We start from the raw sequence: 21,576 nt of genomic DNA, 5'->3' as shown, positions 1-21,576 counted from the left end.
TATATCATGTTTACTCATATTGTATTTTTCAAATTAAAGGATAAAGCTAATATTCAAAGGGGTAAGGAGTTACTTCTTTCGCTGGATGGGAAAATACCCTTCTTAAGGGAAATTAAAGTTGGGGAAGATGTAGTTCATTCAGAAAGATCCTATGATATAGCACTAATTACTAAGTTTGATTCTAGAGAAGATATGGATAAATATCAGGTTCATCCAGTACATGTTAATGATGTGGTGAAGTATTTAAAGCCTATGCTGGAAAGTTCTGTTTCTGTTGATTTTGAAGAGTAGGTGGGAAATTAAATGGAGAAAGAAAGTTCATATGAGGATTTTGTTCATCTCCATGTGCATACGGAGTATAGCCTTTTGGATGGATCTGGTAAAATAGGCAAACTAATTTCAAGGGCTAAAGAACTGGGGATGAAAAGTCTGGCCATAACTGATCATGGTGCTATGTATGGAGTAGTTGACTTTTATAAGGCAGCTAAGGAAAAAGGAATAAAGCCAATTATAGGCTGCGAGGTCTATGTAGCAGGAAAGTCTATGCATATAAAAAGGCCGGATAAGGAAAATGAAACCTATCATCTTGTGCTTCTGGTAAAAAATGATGAAGGTTATAAGAATTTAATGCAAATAGTGTCTTCAGCCTCTATTGAAGGCTTTTACTACAAGCCTAGGGTTGATCATGATTTTTTAAGGCAGCACAGTAAAGGGATAATTGCTCTTAGTGCATGCTTAGGTGGAGAAGTACAATCTAAAATATTAAAGAATAATAAGGAAAAGGCAAAAGAAGCAGCACTCTTTTATAAGGAAATATTCAAAGATGGTTTTTATCTTGAACTTCAATATCATGGAATTGATGAACAGCTTAGGGTGAATGAAGAACTGGTAAACATGTCAAGGGAGCTTGAAATTCCTCTGGTAGCTACAAATGATGTGCATTATATAAATAGGGAAGATTATAAATCTCATGATGTTCTTCTTTGCATACAAACAGGAAAAACTGTAGATGAAGAAAACAGAATGAGATACGCTTCTGATGAATTTTATCTAAAATCACCAGAGGAAATGTATAATCAGTTTTCCTATGTACAAGAAGCTTTGGAGAATACTTGTAAAATTGCTGAGGAATGTAATTTTGATTATGAATTTCATAAATCGAAATTACCTAATTTCCCATTAGATGAAGGAATAGATCACTTTGAATACATGAAAGAACTTTGCTATGATGGACTGAAGAAAAGATATAATCCCATAACAGAAAAACTGACACAGAGACTGGAGTATGAACTTGGAATAATAAGAGAAATGGGATACGTGGATTACTTTCTCATAGTTTGGGATTTTATAAGATTTGCAAGGGAAAATGGAATAATGACAGGACCCGGAAGAGGAAGCGGTGCAGGGTCAATAGTGGCATATACCTTGGGAATTACAAAAATAGATCCTATAGAGTATAATCTTATTTTTGAAAGATTTTTAAACCCTGAAAGAGTGTCTATGCCGGATATAGATTCTGATTTTTGTTATGAAAGACGTCAGGAAGTTATAGATTATGTAGTTGAAAAGTATGGAAAAAATAATGTCTCTCAAATAGTTACATTTGGGACTATGGCAGCTAGAGCTTGCATAAGAGATGTAGGAAGGGCAATGAATTATTCCTATGCAGAAGTGGATAGAATAGCTAAAATGATACCATCTATGCTTAATATAACTATTGATAAGGCACTGGAAATCAATCAGGAGCTTAAACAAATTTATGATGAAGATGAGAAAGTTAAAGCTCTCATTGACGTTGCACGAGATTTAGAGGGGCTGCCAAGACATACTTCAACTCATGCTGCTGGAGTAGTTATAGCATCACAGCCTTTAGTAAATTATGTGCCACTTCTTAGAAATGAAGAGGCTATAGTAAGCCAATTTACCATGGGTACTTTAGAGGAACTTGGACTACTGAAAATGGATTTTTTAGGACTGAGAACCCTTACGGTTTTAAGAGACGCTATAAATATGATAAGGGATAATAAAGGCATAAAAATAGATTTAGATGCTATAGATTTTAATGATAAAAAAGTATATAAAATGCTGGGAGAGGGTAAAACTGTAGGAGTATTTCAACTTGAATCCCCAGGAATGACAAGTTTTATGAAAGAGCTTAAGCCTGACAATTTGGAAGATATAATAGCAGGTATAAGCCTTTATAGACCTGGACCTATGAACGAAATACCAAGATATATAAAGAATAAGAATAATCCAGAAAAAGTAGAATATATAACACCTGAACTGGAACCTATATTAAATGTAACTTATGGCTGTATGGTTTATCAGGAGCAGGTAATGCAGATAGTTAGAGATCTTGCAGGATATTCCATGGGTAGAAGTGACTTAGTAAGACGTGCTATGTCTAAGAAAAAACATCATGTAATGGAGCAGGAAAGACATAATTTTATACATGGCATTGCAGCGGAGGATGGAACTGTTGAAGTAGAGGGCTGTCTTAGAAGAGGTATCTCAGAAGAAGCTGCAAATAAAATATTCGATTCAATGATGGACTTTGCAAGTTATGCCTTTAATAAATCTCATGCGGCAGCTTATGCTGTAGTGGCCTATGAAACTGCTTATCTTATGAAATATTATCCAACGGAATTTATAGCAGCTATGCTGAACAGTGTTATGGGAAACAATGAAAAGGTGGCTTATTATGTACGGTTTGCTAAAGAAATTAATATAGAGCTTTTGCCTCCAGATATAAATGAAAGTTTTTCAAGATTTACGGTTAAAGGCGATAAGATACGTTTTGGTATGGCAGCAGTTAAAAATGTAGGTGTTAATGTAGTAGAAAGTGTAGTTAATTCAAGAAAAGAAAAGGGAACATTTAATAGTTTAGTTGATTTTTGTAATAAGGTAGATATTGGAGAAGTAAATAAAAGAGCAGTTGAAAGTCTTATAAAGGTAGGAGCTTTTGATTATTTTAAAATATACAGATCTAGGCTTTTAGCAGTTTATGAAAAGGTAATGGATGGTATTAGCAATCAAAAGAAGAAAAATATTGATGGTCAAATAAGTTTATTTTCTAATTTTCAAAAAGATGATGAAAGTTCTTATAGAGATATGGAAATAAAGTATCCTGATATAAAAGAATTTGAAAAGAAATATATATTATCTATGGAAAAAGAGATGACAGGTCTATATATATCAGGGCATCCTTTAGATGAATATAAGGAAACTTTAGATATATCAGTTAATACCAAAATATCTGACATAATTGTTGAGGAATCCTTAGACGAAGTAGAGGATTCAGAAAATTATAAGGTTAGAGACGGAGATAGAGTTATTATAGGAGGCATATTAACAGAGGTAACAAGAAAAATCACTAAGAATAATTCCATGATGGCATTTTTTAAAATTGAAGATATGTATGCTGCAATTGAAGTGATAATTTTTCCTAAAGTGTTGGAAAAATTTAATATGCTTATAAAAGAGGATGAAATGTTAATAATAAAGGGTAGGGTAAGTATTAGAGAAGAAGAGCAGCCCAAAATTCTATGTGAAGATATAAAACCTTTAGTAAAAATAAATAATTCTAAGGTATATATTCAAATTGAACAAGAAAATCAAGTTGTAAATACTATAAAGGAAATAGAAATCTTTTTGTCAGAATTTAAAGGTAGTACACCAATTTATATATGTACTAAGAAAGAAAGAAAAAAATTTATGCTCCCAAAGGATTTATGGATAAATGAGGATACAGAAGTATTAGATTTTTTAAGAAAAAGATTTGGAGAAGAAAATCTTAAGGTATGCTGATAAAAAACTATTCAGTTACTGTTATTATTTTGTAGATTGGTACAAAATAACCTAGATAATTTTCAATTTATCATATATTATAATAAATTTTATGTTATATTTCTTATAAAGCATTGAAGTTTTTTCTTATTTCTATTAAAATTAAAGACGGAGTAAATAATTATCCATTAAGCAGGCACATTTTAATTCATAATAAATCTTATAAATTGCGTGGGACAAATTGAGTCCATGATGGTCGTAGGAGGTATATGTATGAAAACAATAGCTGTATTAACAAGTGGTGGAGATGCACCTGGAATGAATGCTGCCATAAGGGCAGTAGTAAGAACTGCTTTTGATAAAGGCCTTAAGATTATGGGAATTGAAAGAGGATACAGTGGATTGATAAATGGTGAGCTCTTTGAAATGGAAAGAAAGGATGTATCAGATATAATTCAAAGAGGTGGTACTATTTTAAGAACTGCTCGTTGTGCTGAATTCTTAACAGAAGAGGGAAGAAAAAAGGCAGCAGGCGTCTTAAAGGTATTTGGTGTAGATGGATTAGTTGTTATAGGTGGAAATGGATCCTTTATGGGAGCTCAAAAACTTTCAAAGCTTGGAATTTCTACAGTTGGTATTCCTGGGACTATAGATAATGATTTATCGTATACAGATTACACATTAGGCTTTGATACTACTTTAAATACAGTATTAGATGCTATAAATAAATTAAGAGATACCTCTACTTCTCATGAAAGAGTAAGTATAGTTGAAGTAATGGGAAGAGATTGTGGAGATATTGCTCTATATTCAGGTATAACTGGAGGAGCAGAAAGAGTTATAATACCTGAAAAAGGTTATGATTTTGATGAATTATGCAAAACTATTCTTGAAGGAAAATTGAAAGGAAAAATGCATAGTCTGATTATAGTTGCAGAAGGAATTGGTGGTTCAGCTGAATTAGCTAAAGAAGTTGAAAATATTACAGGTATTGAAACAAGAGCAACTATTTTAGGACATATTCAAAGAGGTGGAAGTCCATCCGCCTTTGATAGAATGCTTGCTTCAAGAATGGGAGTTAGAGCTGTAGAAGTTCTAATTGAAGGAAAGACATCAAGAGTTATAGGGATAAGAGATAATAAAATAACTGATGATGACATAGATGAAGCTTTAGCAATGCCAAGGAAATTTGATGAAAGACTATATGAGATATCAGAGATACTTTCAAGATAGCTTTCATTAAAATATAATATATATAAATATATAAAACTAGAATTTTAAAGTATAAGGAGAGTTAAACAATGCAAAAGACTAAAATGATCTTTACCGTAGGACCAGCAAGTGAAAATGAAGAGGTTGTATCTAAACTAATTGAAGCAGGAATGAGTGCATCAAGACACAATTTCTCACATGGTGACCACAATGAACATAAGACTAGAATGGATCTTATCAAAAAACTAAGAGAAAAATACAATAAGCCAATAGCAATAATACTTGATACAAAAGGTCCAGAAATAAGAACACATAATTTTGATGGTGGAAAACTTGAACTTCAAAAGGGAGCTAAATTCACAGTAATTTGTGGAGAAGAAGTTCTTGGAGATGCAACAAAATGCTCCATTACTTACACAGATTTATATAAAGATGTTGTTGCAGGAAATACTATATTAATTGATGATGGTCTTGTTGGATTAACTGTTGAAGCAGTTGAAGGTACAGATATTCACTGTACAGTAGCTAATACAGGACTTGTAGGAAGTCACAAAGGAGTTAATGTTCCTAATGTTTCAATAAAACTTCCAGCTATGACAGATAAAGATAAATCCGATCTTATATTCGGCTGTGAACAAGAAGTTGATGCAGTAGCAGCTTCCTTTATAAGAAAAGCAGATGATGTAATTGCAATAAGAAAAGTGCTTCAAGAAAATGGTGGAAGCCATATTCAGATTTTCTCAAAAATAGAAAATCAAGAAGGTGTAGATAACATAGATGAAATTATCGAAGTTTCTGATGGTATAATGGTAGCAAGAGGAGACATGGGAGTTGAAATTCCTATAGAATTAGTTCCACTAACTCAAAAAATGATTATTGGAAAATGTAATATATTAGGAAAACCAGTTATCACTGCAACTCAAATGCTTGATTCAATGATAAGAAACCCAAGACCTACAAGAGCAGAAGCATCAGATATAGCAAATGCCATATTTGATGGTACAGATGCTATAATGTTAAGTGGTGAAAGTGCTAATGGATCATATCCAGTAGAAGCTGCACAAACTATGGCTAGAATTGCTCAAGCTGCAGAAAAACAACTAAACTACAAAGAAGTACTTGCAAAGAGAAAACAAAATTCTGTTAAAAATATAGCAAATGCAATAAGTCTTGCTGCTAGCGAAACAGCTGCAGAACTTAATGCAGCTGCAATAGTTACTGCTACTCAAACTGGAAATACAGCAAGAATGGTTGCAAAATATAGATCAGAAGCTCCTGTAATTGCAGTAACTCCACAGGAAAAAGTTGCTAGATCTCTTGCATTAAGCTGGGGAGTATCTCCAATAGTAGCTGAAAAAGTTGAATCAACAGATGAATTAATAGTTAAATCTGTAGAAGCAGCTAAAGAATATAACTATGTTAAAGATGGAGATTTAGTTGTAGTGGCAGCAGGTGTACCTGTTCAAAATACAGGAAGCACAAATCTTTTAAAAGTTCATGTAGTTGGATCTGAAAAATAATCATTTGATTTTGTTTAGTGGGAGTTTGTACTTCCACTAAGTTTAAATGAATTATCCAGATACATATTTAAATATATTATTAAAAAGAAGAACATTATTAATTTAAAAATTGATAGTGTTCTTTTTTATCTTTTCCTGACTGGAAGGTTCAGATCTCCACCTCTAAGCGAAGCGAAGGTGGGATTTTTCAATCAGGTGGGGTAGATTCCCCACCTGATTTACCGATGTTTCAGCTTGCTGAAACGAGTTCACTTAGTGTATCTTATTTGGAAAATTATAGGAAGATGGTAAATAAAAATTTACAATATGAATAATATTACATATTGTGGTTAAAATAATAAGATGTTAAAATATATTGGAGTATCGAAAATTTGGCAACTGATTCTTTTTGCACCTTTTTAAGGTGCGCTTTTTTATTTTTTGAATATTTTTATTTTAAACTAATGTGCAGAATTATCCTATGCTCTATAGTTGGGAAATGGATAGCACTTAATTCTAGGCAATAAAAGAATGGAATTATGATTTAGAACACGTATATTTACTTTCTAGAGGATCCCCAAAATACGGATATATAAAAATTTATTAATGCTTATAAACGTACTGGTAGTAGGCTTATAAAAAAGGTTTCCCGAATAAAAAAAGCAGTTATGGGAAAAATATTTCTGTAGTAGAAGTCACTACCTTATGACAACTGCTGGTGTGACCATATATGTAGCTAGAAAGTACATATGTTAAAAGCTTATTGTAAGTTAGAAAAATATTTATGAAAAATAGATTTTAAGATTATTGAGAAATTTATGATAGCGGAGAGTGATATTATTATGACAAAATTAATATGTAGTGCTATAAATTGTTTAAATAATATTGATGGATTATGTACAGCTAAGATTATACATATAGAAGGTAAAGATATAAATTCAGATAATAAAACCTATTGTAAGACTTTTTCAGAAAGAACACTGAGAAGTACAATAGCAGGTATGGTTAATATGAATATAATAGGTGAAGTAAGACAGGTCTTTAACAAAAATTCTATAGTGATGAGTCCAAAAGTAAATTGTGAAATACATAAATGCGGATATAATTTTCGTGGGGAATGTGTGGCTTTAAACGTACAAATATATGGAACAAACTGTCACAGTAAGCAGTGTACTGAGTGTGAGACTTTTAATGATGGTGGATTTTAAAATGAGTTTCAAAGCTGCTTAAAAATATTTTATTAGTATTTTCAAAATTATATTTAATTATTTGGAATCAGATGATAAAATTAAATTAGATCATTTGTCCGATGACTATCCATTCTAATACTCCCACTGCACTCTGTGAAAGCGATTCACAGAAAATCGAAGATTTTTGTTCTCTGCTTTTCGTAAAGTGGGATTAAAGAGTGGCTACGTCCCTGGATAACGAGTTCTAAGTATCATAAATACTGATACTTAGAACTCTGTTTATAAATGATTTAATTTAAACTAAGGGGATGAATAAAAATGGCTGTTGATGTATTTATTAATTTTAATGGAAACTGCCGTGAAGCGGTAGAGTTTTACGCAGAGGTTTTTCAAACAGAAAAACCACAAATTATGTTCTTTGGAGATACACCACCTGACCCGGAATTTCCCATTGCAGATGAAGCTAAAAATTTAGTTATGTATACAAGCCTTAATATTAATGGAAGCAATGTTATGTTTTCTGATACTTTTCCTGGCATGACTTTCACTATAGGAAACAACATAAGTCTTACAATAAGCAGTAAGAATATAGATGAAATAAAATCTTTATTTAATAAGTTGAAAGAAGGCGGCACTGTAGGTATGGAACTTCAAGAAACATTCTGGAGTAAATGTTATGGTAATGTAACAGATAAATTTGGAATCGGGTGGCAATTTAGCTATATCAATGAATAAATAAAGATATAATTTTAAAAAAATTTTTAAAGGTAAAAAGGATATGGAACTTTTATTCAAAAAAGATTCCATATCCTTATTTATATATCTAATACTAATTTGAGGTTTCTTGTAAAACATAATTTTTCAAAGTTAATTCAGTAAAGGAAATGTTAAAGTGTGAGTAATTGATGTTTGCTTAATATACATTAATAGTTTGTGTAAAGTATTTATGATATAATTAATTAGAAATTTTATTGAAGTAAGAAATCTTTTAGCTTTTTAGAAAGGTGAAAATAATAGATGAAAAATAGTGTACCTGTGGTTAAAAATGAAAATTACATAATTGATATAGAGACTCTAGGCTATGGAGGAGAAGGAATAGGCAAAGTAGATAATTTCACTGTATTTGTTAAAGAAGCTTTAGAGGGCGAAAGAGTTCAGGTTAAAATAATAAAAACAAACAAGAATTTTGCCTTTGGAAAGCTTATAAATATAATAGAACCATCAGAATATAGAGAAGAACCTGTATGTAAAATATACAATAGATGTGGAGGCTGTCAGCTTCAGCATTTGAATTATAAGGAGCAGTTAAATTTTAAGAGAAAAAGAGTAGAAGACTGTATTGAAAGAATTGGAAAATTGAAGATTGACAGAAATGCTAGTATTGATAGAAGTGAAAAAATTTTGCAAAAGGATAAAGGTTCTTCAAATAAATATAATTATGAGGGTGGAATTGTTGTTCATAATACTATAGGTATGGATAATCCCTATAGATATAGAAATAAAGTTCAACTGCCTGTAGGTAGGATAGAGGATCAGTTGGTGGTAGGTTTTTATTCTCCAAGAAGCCATGACATAATAGATATGAAAGAATGTTATATCCAGCATGAAGTTGGAGATAAAGTGGTGGCACTTATAAAACAATGGCTTAAGAATTATAATATTCCTGTATATGATGAGAAGGCAGGTTCAGGCCTAGTAAGGCACATAATGGTGAGAAAAGCTTTCAAAACAGGAGAAACTATGATTGTGCTTGTAACCTCTAAAGATGAACTACCTCATAGGGCAGAATTTATAGAACTTATGAGAGAAAACATAAAAGATTTAAAGAGCATAGTTCAGAATATAAATCCTAAAAACACAAATGTAATATTAGGAGAAAAGTGTAAAACATTATGGGGTAAGGATACCATAGTGGATACTATTGGAGAATTTAAATTTAATATATCACCTCTATCATTTTTTCAAGTAAATTCTGTGCAAACAGAAGTACTATATAATAAAGCTTTGGAGTACTCTGACTTACAGGGAAATGAAATTGTCTTTGACGCCTATTGTGGAACAGGAACCATATCTCTATTTTTAGCACAAAAAGCTAAAAAAGTATATGGAGTGGAAATTATACCTGAAGCCATAGAAAATGCAAAGGTAAATGCAAGACAAAATAATATAGATAATGTAGAATTCATAGTAGGCGAAGCTGAGAAGGTTATCCCTGAAATTATAGACAGTGGTGTAAAAGCTGATGTAGTGGTAGTTGACCCGCCGCGTAAGGGTTGTGAAAAGTCTCTTCTAGAGGCAATAGCAAAAATGAAACCTGATAAAATAGTTTATGTGTCCTGTGATCCTGGGACTCTGGCAAGAGATCTTGGTATATTGGATGGTTTAGGGTATAGGACTTTAGAATTGCAGCCAGTGGATATGTTTCCGATGACGGGACATGTAGAGACAGTTGTGATGATAGTAAAGAAATAGCCTGATATCAAAGGCTTTTAAGGATTTTAAGTGAAAATTGAAGTGTGTTTTATGTTCCCTCAGACTGACCGTTGAATGCTCAGTAAAAGACAATTCAAATATTGCAGATAAGATTGATGCTATAAAAGCCTGGCTTTTTGAATGTGGTGAAAGTGATTTAATATTTAACTTTCAATCTGATAAAAAGTACATTGCTCAAGTAGTAAATAGTATTGATTTTAGTCAAGCTTATAAGTTCTTTAGTGAGTTTCCAATAATATTTAACTGCAGACCCTTTAAGTATGCAGTTAATAATTCTATTATAACTATGAATTCCTCTGGAATAATAAATAATATTGGAACAGTATATTCTGAACCTAAGATAAAAGTTTTTGGCAGTGGGGATATAAATTTAAATATAGGTTCACAGGTTATAAATCTATTAGGAATAAATAGCTACATAATAATAGATACGATTCTGCAGGAATCAGAGTGAAACCACCTTGACTAATAATCTTCAGGAGAATAGTAAACTTATTCTAAGTAAAAGAAAACACTTTGTAGTAGACTTCCCAACCAATATAGCTAATGGAACTTTTAATTGATAAAAGAACTTATATGCCAAAGAGTAATATTGTACTTCCATTTCCAGTCTATGCAATTGAATATGATAAAACTGATGAAACCTACTGGGTTGCTTTAAGTAGTGGAGCATTTAAAAAGTATGATAAGAATTTTAATTTGTTAAATTCTTACTCAAAAACTTTACCTTATAATTCATCGGCTGTTTCGAATATATGTGTTACTGATGCATATATTCTAATATCTTATAGAGGTACATCTCAAAATGGAACATCTCAAAATGGAACATCAAATAGAGGGGCTATAGCAGTATATAATAAGTCTGATGGCACTTATAATAAAACTATAGATATTGCAGCTTACTCTTCTTATTATATTAGTTTATCAAGACTTAAATTAGAGGATTATGACATAGTGGTAGGATATTACGAAATATTACTGAAACAAATATTCCCGGTATAGCTGTCGGGAATACTGAAGTTAGATGCAATCCCATGTGGAGTTATGACCGCGACATCGTGTTGCTAGGACAGGTTCTGCGGGTCTCGTTAAAATCAATATCATTTATAAAGTGGGGGCTTATGTAAACGAATATGAAGAATAATTTATTGATGTCTATAAAAAATTAATTATGGTTGCTATTTTTCTTCTTAATATTGCAATCGTGCCATGTTTTAAAACTTAGAATTAGAATAGCGACTTCGATACATGCTGAAATTATGTGGCTAGTGGAATCTGTTGTTTTTTTTACGAAAATTGCATTAAGATTAAGAGTTAGTGTACTTAATTGAAGAAATAAAATTGATAATTGTATTCGACTAAGATTCATTTTTAACACCTCCCAAGTTAATAATACATCCATTTTAGTATGCATTTTCTATTGAATTATATACTTATATTGTTTGGAAAGCTGTGTGGCAATTTTTTTATGTTGCTTATCAAATTGATGAAAAATATAAGAAATCTTTAAACAAGTGAAATAGGGCTTTGAATTATATTAGTTCAGTCCTTTATTTTTTTAACTTCTTTTATATGCAACTACACTTGAGGTTTTATGTGAGTAACAAAGCCTGAAGGAATTGCTTCCTTAGCTCAAGATGAATCCAGAAATATAAGTGAAAATTGCACCTGGGGAATACGTAGAAAGTTTAAACAAGGCAAGGTGTTTGTAAACCATGTTAAATTTTTAGGCTATGATACGGAATTGTGAAGGTAGATAATCCTTTTGCAGGAAGGATCATTTGTGGGCACTGTGGCAGTACCTTTGAGAGAAAGGTATGGAACTCCACTGATGAAAGACTACGCAGAGTTATTTGGAGGTGCAATAAAAAATATAAGGTTAAAGGTGAGAAAAGCTGTGAGAATAAGCACATAGATGATAGGGTTTTATACCAAGCTTTCATAAATACTTTTAATGCAATGATTGAAAATAAGGGCTATTTTATTGAAAAGTGGAAGAAAGGACTTAAGAGTGAGAATATATTGGCAAGATATAAATTTAGGCAATTTATTGGAAGTTTAAAAAATGCGGAGCCAATACAAAGCTTTGATATGGATTTATTCTTTAGCATTATTGAGAAGATAACTGTATATGAGGGGCAAAGGATAATTGTTACTCTCCTAGATACTATGGAAATTGAGTGTGAAATTGAATAGACTAAAAGAGATACCAGCTGGGGTGTTTTCACTTTAGCCGGATTTTTTTGTTATACACCTATTATAAAAGAAAGCTTTTATTTTCCTTCAAAATTTTAAAATAGCCCTTGGGTGAATGGATTTTGCATACTCCGCAATAATATTTTAGAGGATAAATACAGGTTATCTTTTTTAATAGTTTTTTATAAAAAAATACTTGACCTGTAGTTAACTCTAGGTACTACAATATAACTGAAAGAATTGAAGAGATAAAACAAATATTAGAGCGCTTGGATAGTAAAATTGATGGATATTAAGATAGAGTTGCAGAATATAAAAAAAGATTAGAAAAGTAAGAGTATACACGTCTGTTTTTTATTCAAATTACAAATATGTTTTTTAAATATGATAAATAATAAATTATAGGCATTATTCATGATAAAAACATTGTGTTAATCTTAATTCAGATAAGATGAACATGAAGATTGTATTAGTATTTATGAAAAATGCTGCAGATAGGAAAGCATTCCTATAATCAATAAATTAAGAGTGGATAAAAAAGCACCTCTTGATAGAATACGGAGTACAATACTTGGTAAAGTTTATTATGGAAAGGTGGGTTTTTATGTATAATACACAGTTAGAAACTTTTATACAAGTAGCAGATGCCGGGAGTTTTTCTAAAGCCGCCCAAATTTTATATATTACACCTACTGCGGTTACCAAACAAATCAACCTTCTGGAATCCAGTATGGAGCTGCAATTGTTTGTTCGAACTCATCGGGGACTTACATTAACAGAGGCAGGAAAATCTCTTTACACAGACGCAAAGTATATCATTCAGTATTCAAAAGAATCTCTTGCTAGAGCAAGAAATGCTATGGAGAACAATGTAAATACCATTCGGATTGGCACATCATTGATGACACCGAGCCGTTTTTTAATGGAACTATGGCCGAAGATTCATGAGTTTTGTCCTGATCTGAAGGTTCAACTGGTCTCCTTTGAAAACACCCCGGAAAACGCTAGAGAAATCCTGATGCATCTGGGGCAGAACATCGATTTGGTGACTGGCGTTTTCGATGGGGAATTTCTACGCCAGCGCAAATGCGCAACGCTGGAACTTTCCAGGAAGCCCATTTGCTGTGCGGTATCCATTCATCACAGACTAGCAGCAAAAAGCAAGCTGACAATTCAGGACTTGTTTGGTGAAAACCTGATGTTGATTCGAAGGGGGTGGAACAGTTATGTCGATATTATACGAGATGATATCTGGCAGAACTATCCTCAAATTACAATAAAGGATTTCTCATTCTATGACGTAGGTGTGTTCAATCAGTGTGAAAACAGCAATGATATCTTGATGGCATTCGACATCTGGGAGAATGTACACCCATTATTGAAAATCCTTCCTGTGGAATGGAACTATGATATTCCATTTGGCTTGCTGTATTCGCCAACTCCATCTAAACATGTTCTTTCCTTTATCCATGCAGTTTCTCAGGTTTTTGGATTAGAAGTACAAAAAAATAAATCAAGTAAAAAGTCCACGGAGTAATTTGCTTCGTGGATTTTTTAAAATTGAGTTACAACCTTTGGGTTTGCACTGAGAAACTTATTGAAACTTCTGCTTATGATCCGATTTACTTATAATAAAACTGTAAAGAGAGAACTAGCGGCTAGACAAGAAAGGAGTGTGTTAAATAAAATATGAATAATTTTATCTTTGAGAATGCCACAAAGACCTATTTTGGACGAGGTTGTGTAAAAGAATATCTTGCAAATGCGCTGTCAGGTTATGGCGATAATGTTATGCTGGCCTATGGCAGCGGGTCTATTAAGAAAAACGGAATTTATGATGAGGTCATGGAGGTGTTAAATGCGGCTGGAAAGAACGTCATTGAGTTTTTTGGTATTATGTCTAATCCGACTTACGAAAAGGTATTGGAGGGTGCGGCACTGATAAAAGAAAATGGCGTTGATTTCATCCTTGGCGTGGGCGGAGGTTCCGTTATGGATTGTTGTAAAGCTGTCTCCATGGCGGCTGTTTCTAAAGATGATGTGTGGGATAAGTATTGGGCAAAGATGAGTGTTATAGATTTTGAAACGCTGCCTCTTGGTGTAATTGTAACAGTTGCCGGTACAGGTAGTGAGATGAACGGCGGTGCAGTTATTACCAATGAAAAGTATAAGGTGAAAACAGGTAGGGATTACCCTAAATGCAACCCTAAATTTGCCATGCTTGACCCGGAATACACCTATAGTGTATCGGTGGATCAGATGGTGTCCGGTGGGTTCGATATATTAAGTCATATTATGGAGACTTATTTCAGCGAACCAGATGAGGACAATGTTTCCGATGATATTGCGGAGGCGTTGATGAGAAGCGTTATACGAAACCTTCGTGAGGCAATCAAAAATCCTAAAGATTATACCGCTCGAAGCAATCTGATGTGGGCGTCCACCATGGCCGAGAATGGTATCATCAAGCTAGGCAAGAAGATGGACTTTGAAGCTCATCAGATCGAGCATCAGTTGGGCGCTTATTCAAATTGTAACCACGGCTGTGGTTTAGCAGTCATAAGCCTGGTCTATTATCAACATATCTACTCCTACGGTCTTTATAAATTTGTCCGCTTTGCTCGAAACGTCTGGAACATCCAGGCAGAAGGCAAGACGGAGGATGAGCTAGCAAGATCGGGTATTGAGGCAATATCTGATTTTATCAAAGAAATTGGCTTGCCAACGACACTGCAGGAGCTTGGTATTACTGATAAGGATATACTAAAGCAGGTTGCGAACTCCTGCAACATCTCTGCTGGAAGTTATAAGAAGACGACCCATCAGGAAATATTGAAAATCTTAGAAGAATGTTATTAATAGCTGATGTTGTATAATTATTTTGTTTATGTGGGAGGAAGGAGAAAGCAATGAAAAAAGTATTAGTTTTATCAGGTAGTCCACGAAAGGACGGCAATTCAGACACGTTATGTGATCAGTTTATAAAGGGTGTAGAGGAGTCAGGTCATTCAGCCACGAAGATCTATGTAAGAGATTGTAAAATTGGAAGCTGCAATGCCTGCTATGCCTGCAAAAAGAACGGTATTTGCGTACAGAAGGATGATATGTCAGATATCCTTCAGCAGATGATCAATGCTGATGTCATTGTTCTAGCTACACCTGTATATTTTTATTCTATGGACGGTCAGATGAAAACTCTAATCGATCGTACACTGCCTCGATATACGGAAATTAAGGATAAAGATTTCTATTTCATTGCCACTGCAGCTGCAGGTAAGAGCGCAATGGAGCGTACCATTGACAGTTTGCGTGGATTTACGGATTGTCTGCCAAGGGCTCATGTAAAAGGCGTTATTTATGGAGCAGGTGCATGGCAGCTTGGCGACATTCAGGGAAACAAAGCAATGCGGGAAGCCTATGAAACAGGCAAAAATGTATGACAATATACAAAGAAGGCTACACTATAAAAATACAAAAATAAACTGGAGGAATTCAATATGAAAAAAGTAACTTTGAACAACGGAGTAGAAATGCCGATCCTTGGTTTTGGAGTTTTCCAAATCACAGATGAAGCGCAGTGTGAACAGGCTGTGCTGGATGCTATTCATACCGGCTATCGTCTGATTGATACTGCTATGTCCTATCACAACGAAGAAGCTGTTGGCCGTGCAATCAAAAAGTGCGGTGTTCCCCGTGAAGAATTGTTTATTACAACCAAGCTGTGGTTGGCTGATGCGGGCTATGAAAAGACTATGAAGGCCTTTGAGACTTCTCTGAAAAAGCTGGGCCTTGATTACCTGGACTTGTATCTGATTCACCAGCCTGTAGGGGATGTATACGGCTCCTGGCGGGCCATGGAGGAGTTGTATAAGGCAGGAAAGATTCGTGCAATTGGTGTGGCTAATTTCATGCCTGACCGATTGGTGGATTTGGTGTTGAACAATGAAATTGCCCCCGCCATCAACCAAGTGGAGGTTAATCCTTTCTGTCAACGTACTTTTGACCAAGAGATTATGGAGAAAAAAGGCGTACAGATCCAATCTTGGGGACCTTTTGCAGAGGGACGCAACGGTTTGTTCCAGAATGAAACCTTAAAAACCATTGGAGAGAAATATGGTAAATCTATTGCGCAGGTGGTGCTGCGTTGGCTTATTCAGCGAGGTGTAGTGTGCATCCCTAAGTCTGTGCGTAAAGAACGTATGGAGCAGAACTTTGATGTGTTTGACTTTACTTTAACTGATGAGGATATGCAGTCAATTGCTTCTCTGGATACCGGAAAGAGCTGCTTCTTCTCCCATCACGATCCTGCTGCCATCGAGAGGCTGTGCGGTCTGGTTCGTTAAAAACAGAATGAAAGTGCATTATATTATAAATAAAGGAGAACGTAGAAAAGAATGAGCAACACAGCGAATAATACAATGAATAATACTTGGAAAATTTACATGCTGGCCCTTATCAGCTTCTTGATTGGCACGACACAATTAGTCATCGAGGGCACTCTGGATAAAGTCGCTGCTTCCGTCGGTGTGTCTATAGCGATGGCAGGACAGCTTATTACCGCATTCTCGCTTGCCAATGCAATCGGCACGCCTATTGTGATAGTAGCGATAGCGAGGATGAAAAAGCCCAAGCAACTGCTATTGTCTCTCGCCATCCTATTACTCGGCATCGTTTCGACACTCGCCCTTCCAGGCTTTGGCTTCTTGATGGTCTCTCGCGTCGTACTCGGAGTCGCAACGGGCTTATTCGTCGTCACCGCCTATGGCATAGCTGCTAAGTTGGCTCCTGCCGGACGTGAGGTCGGAGCAATGTCCAACATCACAATGGGCTATAGCGCCTCACTCGTCTTTGGTGTTCCTATTGGCCGTATTGTCGCTACGGCGTATGGTTGGAAGTCTATCTTTTGGGGCGTAGGCATCTTAAGCCTTCTGGCAATCTTCATTATCGTACGGACGATTCCTGACATGGAAGGTGAAGCACCAGTCTCTCTCAATAAGCGACTCGCATTCTTGAAGAAGCCGAAGATCGCTATCACACTCGGCGTGACATTCTTCATGTTTATCGGTTATTCGGTAATCAATACGTATATCACTCCTTTCCTGGCCGACCTCATGCCAGGAATTGGACAGGAAATGAGCGTCATTCTCCTAGCCTTGGGCATTGCGAGCTTGATCGGCTCCAAGCTTGGCGGTTTCTTGGCGGATCGGATTGGCACTGTCCGCACGCTCGTCGGAGGCATGGCTATCCAAGTCCTCGCCTTGGTGCTGTTGTCTTTAGTCCATAGATCGGTAATTGTCACCATCACGTTGCTCATTCTATGGATGATAGCTGTATGGACGTTCGGGCCGACCCAGAACTTTAACTTAGTCTCGCTTGCTCCGGAATCCTCTGGTATCATGCTTAGTCTGAACAGTTCCTTTGTACAGCTCGGCTTTGCTGCAGGCGCCGGCATCGGAGGAATCACCGTAGGAGCCTTGTCGATAATGGCGATCACTTGGATCGCTGCAGCCTCCATCGCGTTCGCTACCATCGTCGCGGCCGTTTCCTCCGGAATTGCCAGCTCCTTCCTCAAGCACGTAGCAATGAAGTTCCACAATATGGCTGCCTAAAGAAGATACTAATACAAAAATACTTTTCTCTGTATAATAGCCATAAGCAGTTTGGAGTGGTGCCTGCCCATTTGAATTTCAACTCAAGACTTTGGAAAGCTTCTGACTGTTTTGGTTGTAATCAGTGTCAACAAATTGGGAAAAGATGTGCAAGTATGGTTACGTAATTCTGAATGACCTTAAGAAAGAGAAAAAACTACATTCACAAATTTTATTCGGTAGGGAGGTACTTTTCTATGTTGATTGCAGAAGTAAGTCAAAAATATGATATAACAGCAGATACGCTGAGGTATTATGAGCGAATTGGTTTGATTCCACCAGTGAATCGAAATGCCAGTGGGATTAGAGATTACACGGAGGAAGACTGTAATTGGGTTCATTTTATAAAATGTATGCGTAATGCAGGACTTTCTATTGAAGTATTAGTAGGGTACGTAACTATGTTTCAACAAGGAAATTCTACAATCAAGGCTAGAAAAGAACTTTTGATAGAACAACGTAGTCAGCTTGCTGAAAAAATTAAAGAAATGCAGCAGACATTGGAACGTCTGGATAAAAAAATTTGTAACCTGTAACGGATGATGAATATAACAATTTGGTATAACAAAATAGTATACTGATTTAAAATCAGCAACGGATGGGGTCAGACTATACTAAAAAGGCCCAAAAATAAATATTAAAAAGTAATTGACAGAGAGTTAACTCTAGGTGGTATGGTTGATTCAGACATAAACAGAGTTCTTTGTTTCAGGTTGAGTTTTTTTCTCCAGCTGAAACTTAGAAATCGTTATCCAGGGACGTGGCATCCGTTAACTCCCACTTTGATAGAAGATGGGAGTATTACGGATGGTAGTCATCGGATAAATAGTTAAATGATTTTCAACTTTAAGTCTAGGCATATTTTATAAACAAATATTTAAGAAAGGGAGTTAATTTAATGAAAAGACGTAAATTAGGTAACAGTGGTTTAGAAGTATCTGCAATAGGACTCGGATGCATGGGAATGTCGGAAGCAGAATTGAAGGAATAAGTAAAGATTACTAATTCGTAATAAACTATTTAACATAAGAAAGGAATTGATAAAAATGAAGGTATTATTAGTAAATGGAAGCCCACATGAGAAAGGATGCACTTATACTGCATTAACAGAAGTTTCAGAAACATTACAGAAGGAAGGCATTGATACAGAGATATTTTGGATTGGTAATAAGGCATTGAATGGATGTATAGCCTGCAAGGTATGTGTTACTAAGAAAAAATGCGTATTTGATGATAGGGTAAATGAATTTCTTGATATAGCAGCAGACTATGACGGATTTATTTTTGGATCACCAGTACACTGGGCATCAGCAGGTGGTGCCATAACATCATTTTTAGATCGAGCATTTTATGCAGATCATAACGGTGGCAGACAGTCATTCTATTTAAAACCTGCAGCATGTGTCATATCAGCAAGAAGAGCCGGAACAACTGCAACTTATGATCAATTGAATAAGTATTTCGGATTAATGCAGATGCCGATTGTTTCTTCACAGTATTGGAATATGGTTCATGGCGCAACTCCAGAGCAAGTAAAACAGGATTTGGAAGGACTTCAGACTATGAGAACTCTGGGAAGAAACATGGCGTTTTTCTTAAAATGTAAGGAAGTTGGTCTTAAGAATGGTGTGAAAATGCCAGAGCGAGAAACTGGTGTATTTACCAATTTTATAAGATAAATATATAAAGTTATGAGAAAAAATTGAAATAGTGTATAAAGTTTAATGAGATACTAATAAACAGCCTCACCATCAGAAGACATAGTATCTGATGATAAGGTTGTTTTTATTTTATCCCAGCTTGTGTATTTTTTGAGATTTTTTTCTGACATATCGGACATTGTCAGGGATATGGTCTTCCTGCATTGCCCTTGGCACAGCAGTTGTACCGGCAGCCTTTGCTGTTTCATAATACCAGCATTTGTATTTTAGTACATCAAGGGTGTCCTGTAATTGGGCTATTTGAGCCTCTACTGCCTTTCGCTGCTCTTGAAACATATTTAATCGCTGATCAATTGTTTCATCGCCTTGCATTGCCCATTCAACAAAAGTCTTTATATCTTTAAGTGACATGCCGGTTTTTTTCAAACAGTCTATCATGAACAGCCACTCAAAATCTTCATCTTTAAACATTCGGATGCCGTTTTCGCTACGGTCAACAAACGGAAACAGTCCTTCTTTGGCATAAAAGCGGAGAGTATATGGGGAAATATTAACCTTTTTTGATATTTCACTGATTGTATAATACATAAGTTTCCTCCTGAAATAATTTATAAAAAGCTCTTGACTTAGAGTGTACTATCAAGTTTAAGATGATTATATCACATGTGAGAGTATGTGTAAATTTTCATGATGAATTAAGGAGGAACGTTATGAGTTTTAATATGTATGTACCTACAAAAATTTTATTCGGAGCAGGAATGCTAAATCAGCTTCATGAACAGGTTTTACCAGGAAAAAGAGCAATGATTGTCATTACTAATGGAAAGTCCACAAGAGCAAATGGTTATCTGAGCCGTACAGAAGAGGAATTGAAGAGTGCGGGTGTTGAATCTGTCGTATTTGATAAGGTTCAGCCTAATCCATTGAAGGCTACAGTAATGGAAGGTGCTGCTTTTGCAAAAGAAAATGGTTGTGATCTTATAGTGGCTCTAGGCGGTGGAAGTTGCATTGATTCTGCTAAAGCGATGGCAGTTATGGCGACAAATGATGGCGATTTGTGGGATTATATCGGTAGTGGAACAGGTAAAGGTCAGCCTATTACTAATAAGCCATTGCCTATAGTAGCTATAAGTACAACTGCAGGAACAGGTTCTGAAGCAGATGCTGGATGTGTGGTAACGAAACCTGAAACAAATGAAAAATTGGGATTAAAGACACCACTAATTTTTCCAGTGTTGTGTATCGAAGATCCTGAATTGATGACAAGTGTGCCAAAGAACTTTACTGCATATCAGGGATTTGATGCATTAAGTCATAGCCTAGAAGGATATGTATCAAAATTTGCAAATCTGATGAGCGACATGTATGCAATCACTGCTATAGAAAATGTAGGACGTTTTCTTGCTCGTGCTGTCAAAGATGGTAATGATATAGAAGCTAGAGAACATGTAGCATTTGGAAATATTTTATCCGGAACTGTTATGTGTGTTGGAACAACATCCAGCCAGCATTCACTTGAACATGCATTATCAGCTTATCATCAAGATCTTCCACATGGAGCAGGACTGATTATGCTATGCCGTGCATATTTTACAAATATCATTGAAAAGCATGTTTGTGACGAACGTTTTATAGGTATGGCGAAGGCAATGGGTATGGAAGAAGCTAGTGAGCCAATGGATTTTATTAAAGTTCTAAATAAACTATTGGAAGATTGTGGTGTGGCAGATTTAAAGATGAGTGATTATGGAATTACTCCAGATGAATTCTCTAAGATGGCAGACAATGCCATGGGACCGATGGGAGGCTTGTTTGCTTGTGATCGTGTACAGTTGACTCGTAAAGATTGCATTTCTATTTATAAAAAATCTTATAAATAATAAGTAATAAG

At 35.1% G+C, this 21,576-nt stretch carries 20 protein-coding genes; 18 read left to right on the top strand and 2 right to left on the bottom strand.

The genetic code is table 11. From position 1 onward, the window contains the following. The first annotated feature begins 6 nt into the window (after window positions 1-6). From CLOPA_RS16890 to CLOPA_RS16850, 9 genes are all read left to right on the top strand, one after another. Window positions 7-291, top strand: coding sequence for a Dabb family protein (locus tag CLOPA_RS16890; protein ID WP_015616641.1), 285 nt, complete (start codon window positions 7-9; stop codon window positions 289-291). Between the two features lie 12 nt (window positions 292-303). Next, window positions 304-3,807 carry a DNA polymerase III subunit alpha gene (locus CLOPA_RS16885; RefSeq protein WP_015616640.1) on the top strand — a complete coding sequence of 1,168 codons (3,504 nt, stop codon included), beginning with the start codon at window positions 304-306 and terminating at the stop codon, window positions 3,805-3,807. 252 nt (window positions 3,808-4,059) lie between these two features. Beyond that, window positions 4,060-5,019, top strand: coding sequence for a 6-phosphofructokinase (gene pfkA / locus CLOPA_RS16880; protein ID WP_015616639.1), 960 nt, complete (start codon window positions 4,060-4,062; stop codon window positions 5,017-5,019). 68 nt (window positions 5,020-5,087) lie between these two features. Continuing rightward, complete coding sequence (gene pyk / locus CLOPA_RS16875; protein ID WP_015616638.1) at window positions 5,088-6,518, top strand: pyruvate kinase; 1,431 nt, start codon at window positions 5,088-5,090, stop codon at window positions 6,516-6,518. Window positions 6,519-7,339: 821 nt separating this feature from the next. After that, window positions 7,340-7,705 carry a DUF1540 domain-containing protein gene (locus tag CLOPA_RS16870; RefSeq protein ID WP_155241932.1) on the top strand — a complete coding sequence of 122 codons (366 nt, stop codon included), beginning with the start codon at window positions 7,340-7,342 and terminating at the stop codon, window positions 7,703-7,705. A 300-nt stretch (window positions 7,706-8,005) separates the two neighbouring features. After that, window positions 8,006-8,422 (top strand): VOC family protein, encoded by a 417-nt coding sequence (locus CLOPA_RS16865; protein ID WP_015616636.1) that lies wholly within the window; start codon window positions 8,006-8,008, stop codon window positions 8,420-8,422. 282 nt (window positions 8,423-8,704) lie between these two features. Then, window positions 8,705-10,159 carry a 23S rRNA (uracil(1939)-C(5))-methyltransferase RlmD gene (gene rlmD, locus CLOPA_RS16860; RefSeq protein ID WP_015616635.1) on the top strand — a complete coding sequence of 485 codons (1,455 nt, stop codon included), beginning with the start codon at window positions 8,705-8,707 and terminating at the stop codon, window positions 10,157-10,159. Window positions 10,160-10,196: 37 nt separating this feature from the next. Further along, window positions 10,197-10,634: a distal tail protein Dit gene (locus tag CLOPA_RS16855; protein WP_080648336.1), complete on the top strand. Its 438-nt coding sequence runs from the start codon at window positions 10,197-10,199 to the stop codon at window positions 10,632-10,634. 122 nt (window positions 10,635-10,756) lie between these two features. Continuing rightward, window positions 10,757-11,182, top strand: coding sequence for a hypothetical protein (locus CLOPA_RS16850; protein ID WP_172638623.1), 426 nt, complete (start codon window positions 10,757-10,759; stop codon window positions 11,180-11,182). Window positions 11,183-11,345: 163 nt separating this feature from the next. Here CLOPA_RS16850 and CLOPA_RS16845 read toward each other — a convergent pair whose 3' ends face one another. Next, window positions 11,346-11,549 (bottom strand): hypothetical protein, encoded by a 204-nt coding sequence (locus tag CLOPA_RS16845; protein WP_015616633.1) that lies wholly within the window; start codon window positions 11,547-11,549, stop codon window positions 11,346-11,348. A gap of 377 nt (window positions 11,550-11,926) precedes the next feature. Between CLOPA_RS16845 and CLOPA_RS16840 the strand changes: the two genes are divergently transcribed. The 8 genes from CLOPA_RS16840 to CLOPA_RS16805 all read left to right on the top strand — a co-directional run bounded on the left by CLOPA_RS16840 (window position 11,927) and on the right by CLOPA_RS16805 (window position 19,703). Beyond that, entirely contained in the window at window positions 11,927-12,376 is a 450-nt protein-coding gene (locus CLOPA_RS16840; protein ID WP_242834216.1) for a zinc ribbon domain-containing protein, read from the top strand. Between the two features lie 604 nt (window positions 12,377-12,980). Continuing rightward, complete coding sequence (locus CLOPA_RS16835) at window positions 12,981-13,913, top strand: LysR family transcriptional regulator (RefSeq protein ID WP_015616632.1); 933 nt, start codon at window positions 12,981-12,983, stop codon at window positions 13,911-13,913. 152 nt (window positions 13,914-14,065) lie between these two features. Continuing rightward, the gene (locus tag CLOPA_RS16830) at window positions 14,066-15,235 is read left to right on the top strand and encodes an iron-containing alcohol dehydrogenase (RefSeq protein WP_015616631.1); all 1,170 of its coding nucleotides are present in this window, start codon (window positions 14,066-14,068) and stop codon (window positions 15,233-15,235) included. Between the two features lie 50 nt (window positions 15,236-15,285). Further along, complete coding sequence (locus CLOPA_RS16825; RefSeq protein ID WP_015616630.1) at window positions 15,286-15,816, top strand: flavodoxin family protein; 531 nt, start codon at window positions 15,286-15,288, stop codon at window positions 15,814-15,816. Between the two features lie 57 nt (window positions 15,817-15,873). Then, complete coding sequence (locus tag CLOPA_RS16820) at window positions 15,874-16,719, top strand: aldo/keto reductase (protein WP_015616629.1); 846 nt, start codon at window positions 15,874-15,876, stop codon at window positions 16,717-16,719. Between the two features lie 75 nt (window positions 16,720-16,794). Further along, complete coding sequence (locus CLOPA_RS16815) at window positions 16,795-17,985, top strand: MFS transporter (RefSeq protein ID WP_041711566.1); 1,191 nt, start codon at window positions 16,795-16,797, stop codon at window positions 17,983-17,985. A 236-nt stretch (window positions 17,986-18,221) separates the two neighbouring features. Then, on the top strand, window positions 18,222-18,560 hold the full coding sequence (locus tag CLOPA_RS16810) for a MerR family transcriptional regulator (RefSeq protein WP_015616627.1): 339 nt from the start codon (window positions 18,222-18,224) through the stop codon (window positions 18,558-18,560). A gap of 510 nt (window positions 18,561-19,070) precedes the next feature. Next, window positions 19,071-19,703 (top strand): flavodoxin family protein, encoded by a 633-nt coding sequence (locus CLOPA_RS16805; RefSeq protein ID WP_015616625.1) that lies wholly within the window; start codon window positions 19,071-19,073, stop codon window positions 19,701-19,703. A gap of 111 nt (window positions 19,704-19,814) precedes the next feature. On the opposite strand, the gene CLOPA_RS16800 is transcribed toward CLOPA_RS16805, so the two are convergent. After that, window positions 19,815-20,273: a MerR family transcriptional regulator gene (locus tag CLOPA_RS16800; RefSeq protein ID WP_015616624.1), complete on the bottom strand. Its 459-nt coding sequence runs from the start codon at window positions 20,271-20,273 to the stop codon at window positions 19,815-19,817. A gap of 122 nt (window positions 20,274-20,395) precedes the next feature. Between CLOPA_RS16800 and CLOPA_RS16795 the strand changes: the two genes are divergently transcribed. Further along, window positions 20,396-21,565, top strand: a complete 1,170-nt coding sequence (locus CLOPA_RS16795) for an iron-containing alcohol dehydrogenase (protein WP_015616623.1) — start codon at window positions 20,396-20,398, stop codon at window positions 21,563-21,565. Window positions 21,566-21,576 lie beyond the last annotated feature (11 nt).

The organism is Clostridium pasteurianum BC1 (genome assembly GCF_000389635.1).
Taxonomy (GTDB): domain Bacteria; phylum Bacillota; class Clostridia; order Clostridiales; family Clostridiaceae; genus Clostridium_I; species Clostridium_I pasteurianum_A.
This window is presented reverse-complemented; position numbering and strand designations above follow the sequence as displayed.

What these genes read in the sequence shown, in the direction of transcription:
- CLOPA_RS16890 (WP_015616641.1), top strand. Translation starts at nt 7, where the DNA reads ATGTTTACTCATATTGTATTTTTCAAATTAAAGGATAAAGCTAATATT.
- CLOPA_RS16885 (WP_015616640.1), top strand. Translation starts at nt 304, where the DNA reads ATGGAGAAAGAAAGTTCATATGAGGATTTTGTTCATCTCCATGTGCAT.
- pfkA (WP_015616639.1), top strand. Translation starts at nt 4,060, where the DNA reads ATGAAAACAATAGCTGTATTAACAAGTGGTGGAGATGCACCTGGAATG.
- pyk (WP_015616638.1), top strand. Translation starts at nt 5,088, where the DNA reads ATGCAAAAGACTAAAATGATCTTTACCGTAGGACCAGCAAGTGAAAAT.
- CLOPA_RS16870 (WP_155241932.1), top strand. Translation starts at nt 7,340, where the DNA reads ATGACAAAATTAATATGTAGTGCTATAAATTGTTTAAATAATATTGAT.
- CLOPA_RS16865 (WP_015616636.1), top strand. Translation starts at nt 8,006, where the DNA reads ATGGCTGTTGATGTATTTATTAATTTTAATGGAAACTGCCGTGAAGCG.
- rlmD (WP_015616635.1), top strand. Translation starts at nt 8,705, where the DNA reads ATGAAAAATAGTGTACCTGTGGTTAAAAATGAAAATTACATAATTGAT.
- CLOPA_RS16850 (WP_172638623.1), top strand. Translation starts at nt 10,757, where the DNA reads ATGCCAAAGAGTAATATTGTACTTCCATTTCCAGTCTATGCAATTGAA.
- CLOPA_RS16845 (WP_015616633.1), bottom strand. Translation starts at nt 11,549, where the DNA reads ATGAATCTTAGTCGAATACAATTATCAATTTTATTTCTTCAATTAAGT.
- CLOPA_RS16835 (WP_015616632.1), top strand. Translation starts at nt 12,981, where the DNA reads ATGTATAATACACAGTTAGAAACTTTTATACAAGTAGCAGATGCCGGG.
- CLOPA_RS16830 (WP_015616631.1), top strand. Translation starts at nt 14,066, where the DNA reads ATGAATAATTTTATCTTTGAGAATGCCACAAAGACCTATTTTGGACGA.
- CLOPA_RS16825 (WP_015616630.1), top strand. Translation starts at nt 15,286, where the DNA reads ATGAAAAAAGTATTAGTTTTATCAGGTAGTCCACGAAAGGACGGCAAT.
- CLOPA_RS16820 (WP_015616629.1), top strand. Translation starts at nt 15,874, where the DNA reads ATGAAAAAAGTAACTTTGAACAACGGAGTAGAAATGCCGATCCTTGGT.
- CLOPA_RS16815 (WP_041711566.1), top strand. Translation starts at nt 16,795, where the DNA reads ATGAATAATACTTGGAAAATTTACATGCTGGCCCTTATCAGCTTCTTG.
- CLOPA_RS16810 (WP_015616627.1), top strand. Translation starts at nt 18,222, where the DNA reads ATGTTGATTGCAGAAGTAAGTCAAAAATATGATATAACAGCAGATACG.
- CLOPA_RS16805 (WP_015616625.1), top strand. Translation starts at nt 19,071, where the DNA reads ATGAAGGTATTATTAGTAAATGGAAGCCCACATGAGAAAGGATGCACT.
- CLOPA_RS16800 (WP_015616624.1), bottom strand. Translation starts at nt 20,273, where the DNA reads ATGTATTATACAATCAGTGAAATATCAAAAAAGGTTAATATTTCCCCA.
- CLOPA_RS16795 (WP_015616623.1), top strand. Translation starts at nt 20,396, where the DNA reads ATGAGTTTTAATATGTATGTACCTACAAAAATTTTATTCGGAGCAGGA.